Consider the following 3,047-nt stretch of genomic DNA (forward strand, 5'->3'; position numbering starts at 1 on the left):
AACGCGACCTCCGGCAGGCTCTCGGCGACCTTGATGCCGGTCGTGAAACCCGCGGTGAACGGCACAAACGCGTTGCCCGCGACGTCGAGCACCTCGCTGGTAATGACAAACGTGTACGACTGTTCGGCCGCAAGCAGAAGCTTGGGCGTGAGCGTGATCGCGTCGCCGCCGCCCGACACTGTGACTGCAGCAGGCACGGCCTGGCCGGTGGCGTCGTCGATGAGATAGATCGCGGTCGGCGTCGCGGTCGACGGGTCGATCGCACCACCCGGCAGGGCGATGTCGACAGCGACGAAGACGTCGCGCCGAACGTCGTCGGCGTTTTCGCCGGGACGCACCTCGATGACAGATGGCGAGTTTTCGTTGACGCCGTTGGAGACCGGGACGATCGAGAACGACTCGAACGCCGTCGTCACGCCTCGGCCGGCATCGGTGTTGCGGTGGAAGGTCGTCAAACCCGCCGCCGCGTCGTCGTCGAAAAACGCAGCCTGATTGGCGGCCGGCACCGTGATCGTGTGCGGCACCGTCATCCAGATGCCGTCGTTGATGCGGTACTGCGCGACGAGCGTTCCGTCGGCCGGGTTTCCCTCGATGCGGAGGTCGAGCGACGTCACGCCTGCCCATGAACCGACCGACACGAGACCGTCGCCGATGGTGGACGAGACGCTGCCGCCCGACGACCACTCGTCGGTGAATTGGATGGCCGGGCCGTCGTTGTGGTGGATGGCGACGAGCTTGACCCAGTTGTCGGCGTCGCCGCCGAGTATCAGGCCGGCTTGTTCGAAGCGGGCATCGAACTGGGTGAGGGCGGCGTTGTTTTCGCCGACGATGCGGGTCTGGACGACGAACGCGCTGGTCGCGTCGTGGCGAAGCTGGAGCGCGTTGACGAGGTTGTTGGTCGCGCCGGAGTTCGTGCCGTCGTTGCCTGCGACGCTCTGAATGCGGAGCAGGCCGTTGTCGACTTCAAGCAGTGACGCGTCGTAGCTGGAGCCGGAGGCGGTGGAGCCGGCGTTGGCGTTGGTTTGTGTGTGCGTGAAGCCGGTTCCGACGCCAGCGTTATCGACCAGGCCGCCGGCATCACCGGTGAAGTCGAGCTGGACCGTGGTCATCAGACGCCGCTGTTCGAGTTTCTCGAACGGCGATGCCCCACCAGCCCGATGGCGGGCGGCAAGTGGGGACGAGACGCGTTGCGGCTGGGTCATACAAGCGGGTCAGGCCGTCGGCACCGACGACGTGTCGGAGCTCGCAGCTTCGATCACATCGGCCGGTCCGCCACGTCGATGAATGTCGATCTCTCCGAAGCGGCGCGACGCGTTATAGAGGACGTACGACCGAAGCGACAGTTTCAGACACTGCCCTCTTTCGGGCATCCGTTCTGACCGACATATCGACATCCTGCGACATTGCCTGAGATGCGTCCGACAAGGCGTCGCTCGCCTTGCGAATGGGCGTTGTTTTGATACGTTCAGGCGTTCGCCGCGCGGGAACCCCTGACGAGGCATCGGCATGAGCACGCAGACACCCCTTGCCAAGGATCAAGACGGCACGATCGACGTCGCGCTGCTGCTCCACCGTGAGACTGGCATCGCCAGACGATTCGAACTCAAGCACGGCGCAACCGTTATCGGTCGCCGTGAAGACTGCGGCCTGCGCATTCCGCTGGGTGACGTCAGCCGCAAGCACTGCCAACTCGTCTGCGACGGCCAGAGCGTACTCGTTCAGGACCTGGGCAGCAGCAACGGCACCTTCGTCAACAATCGCCGAGTCCAGGAGTCGCCCATGCTCGCGGGCGATCGACTGATGATCGGGTCGCTGACCTTCGTCATTCAAATCGACGGCGAGCCCATCAACGCCGACGCCGCCAACGCGGATTCCGGGACGATGTTGCACGAATTGCTCGACGGCCAGGACCCGTCCAGCCACCTCAACCCGACCGCCCAAGCCGATGCCGGCGACGGCGAGTGGGGCCTCGACCCCTCCGGCGCGGCCGCGGACATCGAAGAGCTGATGAACGACTGAGTCGCGCAGCGACCAGCGGGTTCACGCGGTTTCGAAGTACTCCTCGGGAGGCACGCGCAATGCCTCGACATCCCAGCCAGCGCGTTTCGCACCGGCGAGGTAGGCCGATTCGAGGAAGCCGAGCAGCATCCGCCGCGGGTCTTCGGCCTGTCGAAGCTCCGCGTAGTCGAGCCTCGCCATGTGACTACCGCCGACGTCGAACCAGCCGCCTGCCGACAGCGGCTCGCTCGCCAGGCCGTCGGGCTCGGGTGCGGTGTAGCTGTAGAACGCCGCCTGCGGGTAGTTGGCATCGCCGGGCCAGAAGCCGAAGCTGATGACCTCGTGGCTGTACGCCTCGGCGTCGCGTGGATTGCGGAACTCGCTGGGCTTCTTGTCAACGGCCTTCCCGCTGAAACGGGTGAGGGCGAGGTCGAAGCTGTGCCAGAACATGTGGACCGGCGTCTGCTTGCCGAGGAAGTCGCCGCGAAACTCCTGGAACGTGCGCTCGACCCACGACAGTGCCCGGAAGTAACGAGCGGCGGCCCCGAGATCGAACGTGCGACGGTCTTCGTTCTGGGCGAACGGCGTGGTGCACCACGGCAGGTCGTACGGCGTGCCGAGCAAATCGACATCAACACCGGCCGCCGAGACAGCGTCGGTCACCTCGCGGAACATCCACTTGCAGTCCATCTGATCCAGCGGCGCTGCCACATCGAACATGCCGCCTCGGTTGTTGCGGACCTCAATGCCCGGCTCGAGCAGATCGATCTCAATATCCAGCGACAGCAGCGGGTCGTTCGGCTCGTAAAGCGTCCCCGTCGTCAGCCCGCGCGGCGTCACGTAGAACGGCACGTGCCACCAGTGATTCCGCCTCGGCGTCAGGGCCATGCGCACCTTGCCGACGATCTGGCAGAGCAGATGCAGCGTCTCACGCGTCTCCGTCCACGCCGCAAACTCCAACGGCGGCAACACCGGCGTCCACGAATTCGTCAACGGCTGCGGCAGGCGATCATCGGCTTCGCTCATGAAAGACCGTAGCGAACGACCAA

General features: G+C 65.2%; 3 protein-coding genes. 1 reads left to right on the forward strand and 2 read right to left on the reverse strand.

Annotated features, from left to right (window positions below):
• Positions 1-1,202: Ig-like domain-containing protein (locus tag AAGI46_16635; GenBank protein MEM1013834.1), on the reverse strand; the 1,202-nt coding region annotated here is incomplete at its 3' end.
• A 304-nt stretch (positions 1,203-1,506) separates the two neighbouring features.
• Between AAGI46_16635 and AAGI46_16640 the strand changes: the two genes are divergently transcribed.
• Positions 1,507-2,019, forward strand: coding sequence for an FHA domain-containing protein (locus tag AAGI46_16640; GenBank protein MEM1013835.1), 513 nt, complete (start codon positions 1,507-1,509; stop codon positions 2,017-2,019).
• Positions 2,020-2,040: 21 nt separating this feature from the next.
• On the opposite strand, the gene AAGI46_16645 is transcribed toward AAGI46_16640, so the two are convergent.
• On the reverse strand, positions 2,041-3,024 hold the full coding sequence (locus tag AAGI46_16645) for a DUF5996 family protein (GenBank protein ID MEM1013836.1): 984 nt from the start codon (positions 3,022-3,024) through the stop codon (positions 2,041-2,043).
• Positions 3,025-3,047 lie beyond the last annotated feature (23 nt).

The organism is Planctomycetota bacterium, assembly GCA_038746835.1.
Taxonomy (GTDB): Bacteria; Planctomycetota; Phycisphaerae; order Tepidisphaerales; family Tepidisphaeraceae; genus JBCDKH01.

Bases quoted from the DNA above. Each gene is read 5' to 3' on its own strand.
- AAGI46_16640 (MEM1013835.1), top strand. From the start codon at position 1,507: ATGAGCACGCAGACACCCCTTGCCAAGGATCAAGACGGCACGATCGAC.
- AAGI46_16645 (MEM1013836.1), bottom strand. From the start codon at position 3,024: ATGAGCGAAGCCGATGATCGCCTGCCGCAGCCGTTGACGAATTCGTGG.